This is a genomic window from Globicatella sanguinis NBRC 15551 (genome assembly GCF_001552295.1).
Classification (GTDB): Bacteria; Bacillota; Bacilli; order Lactobacillales; family Aerococcaceae; genus Globicatella; species Globicatella sanguinis.
The window spans coordinates 1-5,136 of sequence record NZ_BCQX01000141.1; the positions used below are offsets into that span (position 1 = coordinate 1).

Annotated in this window: 4 protein-coding genes; 1 reads left to right on the top strand and 3 read right to left on the bottom strand. The window is 36.8% G+C overall.

The window, feature by feature from the left end:
* Positions 1-607: 607 nt before the first annotated feature.
* Complete coding sequence (gene ptsP / locus GSA01S_RS09245) at positions 608-2,347, bottom strand: phosphoenolpyruvate--protein phosphotransferase (protein ID WP_066126867.1); 1,740 nt, start codon at positions 2,345-2,347, stop codon at positions 608-610.
* Position 2,348: 1 nt separating this feature from the next.
* Positions 2,349-2,615 (bottom strand): phosphocarrier protein HPr, encoded by a 267-nt coding sequence (locus GSA01S_RS09250; RefSeq protein WP_066126871.1) that lies wholly within the window; start codon positions 2,613-2,615, stop codon positions 2,349-2,351.
* A 349-nt stretch (positions 2,616-2,964) separates the two neighbouring features.
* Here GSA01S_RS09250 and GSA01S_RS09255 point away from each other — a divergent pair, with 349 nt between their 5' ends.
* Positions 2,965-3,243 carry a DUF1827 family protein gene (locus tag GSA01S_RS09255; RefSeq protein WP_066126872.1) on the top strand — a complete coding sequence of 93 codons (279 nt, stop codon included), beginning with the start codon at positions 2,965-2,967 and terminating at the stop codon, positions 3,241-3,243.
* Positions 3,244-3,346: 103 nt separating this feature from the next.
* Here the strand turns inward: GSA01S_RS09255 and GSA01S_RS09260 are convergent, their stop codons facing one another.
* Positions 3,347-4,930 (bottom strand): peptide chain release factor 3, encoded by a 1,584-nt coding sequence (locus GSA01S_RS09260; protein WP_066126874.1) that lies wholly within the window; start codon positions 4,928-4,930, stop codon positions 3,347-3,349.
* Between the last annotated feature and the right edge of the window lie 206 nt (positions 4,931-5,136).

Here is a 5,136-nt window from a genome sequence, read left to right on the forward strand (position 1 = left end):
ATTAAGACGTAGTTTGATGCCACTCAACCACTGCGCTTTTGATTACGACTTACTAACTTGACATAATTTATCAAGCTTGTTCTCAACTACGTTAAGACGCAGTTTGATGCCACTCAACCACTGCGCTTTTGATTAAGACTTACTAACTTGACAGAATTTATCAAGCTTGTTCTCAACTACGTTAAGACGCAGGTTGAGACCAATCAACCACTGCGCTTTGAATTAAATAGACATGCCTGAACAGAATTTAAAAAGTTTTTGCCAACTCCCTTTTTATATGGTGAGAGTGAACATGATAGCCCACTCGTTTATGCACTTCTACATTCCAGTAGAATGTAGAAGACAGGGCAGGTAAATCAACACGGTTTTTGTTCTGGCAAAATTTGATAACGATACGTATTAAAAAATGTTTCTATACTTTTAGCTATAGGTGAATGGAGAAATTTTCATACCCCACAACATTTGACAAAGAGACACAAAACATTCATTCACTGTCCTCAAACCACCTCGATATTACTTCCGATTTTTTCGTACTTTAAAATGCAAAAAAGAGGTTGAGATGAAATTCAGTGAATTTCTCCTAACCTCTTAGTGATTTAATTAAAAATTAGTTGTTTTGAGCAGCTTCAACCGCAGCATTAACTAATTCTACTACTTCTTCAGCAGTCGAACATTCGTTAATCGCTTTGTCAGCTAGTGCTTGCATTTCCGTTAAGTTTAATTTACTAATTAAGCTACGAGTTTTTAATACGCTGGTAGCACTCATAGAGAATTCATCTAAGCCCATACCTAATAATAATGGAACAGCGATTTGGTCGCCGGCCATTTCCCCACACATACCAGTCCATTTACCTTCTTTATGTGAAGAATCGATAACGTGTTTAATTAACGTCAAGATTGATGGATTATATGGTTGGTATAAGTATGAAACTTGTTCATTCATACGGTCTGCAGCCATTGTATATTGAATTAAGTCATTTGTACCAATACTGAAGAAGTCTACTTCTTTAGCAAATTGGTGCGCTAAAACAGCAGCCGCTGGAATTTCGATCATAATCCCTACTTGGATTGAATCTGAAACTTCTACTCCTTCTGCTACTAACTCAGCTTTAGTTTCATCTAAAATCGCTTTAGCGGCACGGAATTCTTGTAACGTTGCAATCATTGGGAACATAATACGTAAATCACCATGAACAGATGCTCTTAATAAAGCACGTAATTGTGTTTTGAACATTTCTGTGCGGTCTAATGAGATACGAATTGCACGGTAACCTAAGAATGGGTTCATTTCTTCTGGTAAAGTTAAATAAGGTAATTCTTTATCTCCACCAATATCCATTGTACGAACAACAACACCCTTACCGTCCATTGACTCTAATACTGTTTTATATGCTTCGTATTGATCATCTTCGGTTGGGAAGTCTGGTGAATCCATATATAAGAATTCAGTACGGTATAAACCAACACCTTCGGCTCCATTTTCTAAGACACCTTTAACGTCTTTTGGTGTTCCGATGTTAGCTGCTAATTCAACATGATGACCATCTTTAGTTACAGAAGGTGCTGAAACTAATTTTTCCCATTCTGCTTTTTGGGCAGCATAAGCATCTGCTTTAGCTTGGTACTCTTTAATTTCTTCTTCTGTTGGATTTAACAATACCACGCCTTCTAACGCATCAACAATTAATAAATCGCCATCTTTTACTGTTTCAGTAATTGATTTTGTTCCAACGATAGCTGGAATTTCTAAAGAACGCGCCATAATTGCTGAGTGAGAAGTACGTCCACCAATGTTGGTTACGAACGCTTTTACAAAATCTTTGTTTAATTGCGCTGTATCACTTGGTGTTAAGTCGTGTGCAATCACAACGACTTCCTCATCGATGGTTGCAGGACTTGGTAATTTAACGCCTAATAATGCAGCTAAGACACGTTCGCTAACATCTTTAATATCAGCTGCACGTTCTTGCATATAAGGATTGTCTTCCATTCCAGCAAACATGTTAATAAAGAATGTTGAAACTTCATGTAACGCAGCTTCAGCATTCACATTTTCATCTTTAATTTTCATTTTTACTTGATCCGTAAATTCAGGATCTTGTAAAACCATTAAGTGCGCTTCAAAGACTTGCGCTTCTTCCGCACCTAAAGATTCTTTTGCAATATCTCTAATTTTTGAAACTTCTACAATCGCTTGCTCATAAGCAGCATCTAAACGAGCAACCTCTGCATCCGCATCTTCAACACGTTTTGTTTCAAAAGAAAGGTTTGGTTCTGTTAAAAGATAAACAGGAGCGATAGCAATGCCATCGCTCGCTGCAATCCCAGTTAATTTAACTGTTGTCATATTAGTTAGCTAAACCTTCGTTTTTCATGGTTTCAGCAACTGCTGCGATTGCTTCAACTTCATCGGCACCTTCAGCTGTAATCACTACGTCAGCTCCTTGGCCAACACCTAATGACATTACACCCATGATAGATTTAAGGTTAACTGATTTACCTTTATATTCTAAGTTTAAATCTGATGAAAATTTGCTCGCAGTTTGAACTAATAAAGTTGCTGGACGAGCGTGGATTCCTGTTTCAGCTACTACATGAAATTCTTTCTTTTCCATAATACAATACCCCTTTAAGATAATTTATTAAGAGCCGTTTTGAGATTTATCAAAACTGAACCCTATCATAGTAAGAATACCATTTTTTTAAGGTTCTAACAACTATTTATGCTGATTTTCTTTAATAAAACCCTTTTTAACTCTCTTTGCCGCTAATATTTTGAAGCGCCAACACCATTGTACTACTTTTCACAAGTTTTGAAAACCCTTTTACATATTTTTATTTAATATAGGCCAGCATTCGTAATTTATAGTTATTGTATTAATTATTTTTATTTTATCGGCTTTTTTACTGTTATTTTCAGCTAAATAAGATTATAATAGTAGACAAAAGCAGAGGAGGTTCTACATGAAATTAATCGATGTTACCAATAGCCACTCAGATTTAGTAACTCGCCAACTAGAAAACACCGACTCTCACTCAGTTCGTGTCTATTCTGTTGGGCCTTGTACAGTTATTTATACTATCGCTAATACGCATCAAAATATTATTATCATTAATAAAACTAGACCGGTTCGCCAAAGAGAAATCGACTTTGTTTTAGGTAAATTACTCCCTGACACAAATGTAGATGAATTGGAAACGATAAAAGGTGATAACTTCATTCAATTCGAGTTAAAAAATTAAATAATAACCACTAAGTTTTACCAGTAATCATCAAGGGCTTATCTTAATCAGCCAGCAAAGATGCATTCGGTTAAACTTAGTGGTTTTTTTATCGATTCTTTTATTAAAGTAACTGCAATAATGTCACATCAGGATATTTATCTTTAAACCAATTTTCAGCGAATTGATTTTCAAATAAAAATACTGGATTTCCGAAACGGTCACGCGTTAATAAATTACGACTACTTGACATGTTCGGGTTTAAATCTTTCTCGTCGATCCAACGAGCAATTTTGTTCCCCATTGGGGTCATTACAACTTCCGCATTATACTCATGCAATAAACGGTATTGGAAAACTTCAAATTGTAATTGCCCCACAGCTCCAATAATATATTCTTCAGTATGATAAGTCTTATATAATTGAATCGCCCCTTCTTGAACTAATTGTTCTATACCTTTATGAAAAGATTTTTGTTTCATCACATTTTTAGGTGTCACTTTCATAAATAATTCAGGGGTAAATTGTGGTAATGGTTTAAACTCAACATTGCTTTTTCCTGAAAAAATCGTATCGCCGATTTGTAAATTACCAGTATCATACAAACCAATAATATCGCCTGCTACGGCTTCTTGCGTTTCTTCACGTGAATCAGCCATAAACTGCGTTGTATGGGCTAAACGCAATACCTTACCGGTTCTCTTTAAGGTGACATTCATCCCTTTTTCAAACGATCCGGAACAAATGCGGATAAAAGCAATACGATCGCGGTGAGCCGGGTTCATATTGGCTTGGATTTTGAAAATAAAGCCTGTAAACTGTTCATCCGTCGGATCGACGACAATCGACTCATCTTTGGTCTCTACTTTAGATGGGGCCGGTGCTAAGTCAACAAAGGCATCAAAGAAAGTTTGAACACCAAATCCGGTTAAGGCCGATCCAAAGAAGACTGGGGTTAATTTACCTGTATTGATTAACTCGCGGTCAAATTCATTACCTGCTTCCGCTAATAATTGGGCATCTTCTAGTGCTTGAGTATAGATGGAAGATTCTTTAAATGAATGTTCCCCTACGGCTTCGCCCTCTTCGTCTAGTGGGATATACGTTTCTTCACCCTCTTCAGGACCTTTTAATTCAACTCGCTTATTATATAAATCATATAAACCTAATAAACCTTTTCCCATCCCCATTGGCCAATTCATTGGATAGGCATCAATGCCTAAAACTTCTTCTAATTCCGCAACTAATTCTAATGGTTCGCGCCCATCACGGTCTAATTTATTCATAAATGTAAAAATGGGAATGCCACGCATGCTACAAACTTCAAATAATTTTTTCGTTTGTGGCTCAATCCCTTTACCTGAATCCACCACCATCACGGCTGCGTCTACGGCCATTAATGTTCGATACGTATCTTCTGAGAAATCTTCGTGCCCAGGTGTATCGACAATATTCACTTGGAACCCATCATAATCCACTTGCATCACTGAACTCGTTACCGAAATCCCTCTTTGTTTTTCGATTTCCATCCAGTCAGATTTTGCAAATTTGTTTGATTTTTTACCTTTTGCTTTTACCGTTCCCGCTTCACGGATTGCCCCACTAAACAATAAGAATTGTTCTGTAATCGTTGTTTTCCCTGCATCCGGATGGGAAATAATCGCAAAAGTTCGGCGTTTATTTACTTCTTTTTTTAAGTTGATTGCCATTAGAAACTCCTATCTTTATTAATTCATTATTTAAAAAAATCAAGGGAGTGAACAAGAAGTAGAAAATCGATTGATTTTCGCTACGTCTGCCCACCCCCGCACTATTGAATCGCAATAAAACAAGCTCTGAATAGACCACATTTTACGCCATTCAACTTCTGCGCCATTATAGAACGCCACAAGACAAGGGAGTGGGCAAGAAGTAG

What these genes read in the sequence shown, in the direction of transcription:
- ptsP (WP_066126867.1), bottom strand. Translation starts at nt 2,347, where the DNA reads ATGACAACAGTTAAATTAACTGGGATTGCAGCGAGCGATGGCATTGCT.
- GSA01S_RS09250 (WP_066126871.1), bottom strand. Translation starts at nt 2,615, where the DNA reads ATGGAAAAGAAAGAATTTCATGTAGTAGCTGAAACAGGAATCCACGCT.
- GSA01S_RS09255 (WP_066126872.1), top strand. Translation starts at nt 2,965, where the DNA reads ATGAAATTAATCGATGTTACCAATAGCCACTCAGATTTAGTAACTCGC.
- GSA01S_RS09260 (WP_066126874.1), bottom strand. Translation starts at nt 4,930, where the DNA reads ATGGCAATCAACTTAAAAAAAGAAGTAAATAAACGCCGAACTTTTGCG.